Raw genomic sequence first — 659 nt, forward strand, 5'->3', positions numbered from 1 at the left:
ACCTCCTCCACCGGCGGCGCCGACAGCGACACCCGGATCGTGTCCCCGATCCCCTGCGACAGCAGCGCACCGAAGGCCACCGCCGACTTGATCGTGCCCTGGAACGCCGGTCCCGCCTCCGTCACACCCAGGTGCAGCGGGTACTCGCACTGCTCCGCCAGCTGCCGGTACGCCTCGATCATCACGACCGGGTCGTTGTGCTTCACCGAGATCTTGATGTCCCGGAAACCGTGCTCCTCGAACAGCGACGCCTCCCACAGCGCCGACTCCACCAGCGCCTCAGGCGTCGCCTTCCCGTACTTCTGCAGCAGCCTGCGGTCCAGCGACCCCGCGTTCACACCGATCCGGATCGGCGTGCCGTGGTCCTTCGCCGCCTTCGCGATCTCCCGGACCTGGTCGTCGAACTTCTTGATGTTCCCCGGGTTCACCCGCACCGCCGCACAGCCCGCCTCGATCGCGGCGAACACGTACTTCGGCTGGAAGTGGATGTCCGCGATCACCGGGATCTGCGACTTCCGCGCGATCGTCGCCAGCGCGTCCGCGTCGTCCTGCGTCGGACACGCGACGCGGACGATCTGGCAGCCCGACGCGGTCAGCTCCGCGATCTGCTGCAACGTCGCACCGATGTCCGACGTACGCGTCGTCGTCATCGACTGCAC

At 68.0% G+C, this 659-nt stretch carries 1 protein-coding gene; it reads right to left on the reverse strand.

Translation table 11 applies throughout. The annotated features are described in order from the left end of the window. The coding region (ispG, locus tag IG64_RS37175) for a flavodoxin-dependent (E)-4-hydroxy-3-methylbut-2-enyl-diphosphate synthase (protein WP_063758874.1) at positions 1-659 on the reverse strand (659 nt) is incomplete at both ends.

The organism is Streptomyces sp. NRRL S-340 (genome assembly GCF_000720185.1).
Lineage (GTDB): Bacteria > Actinomycetota > Actinomycetes > Streptomycetales > Streptomycetaceae > Streptomyces.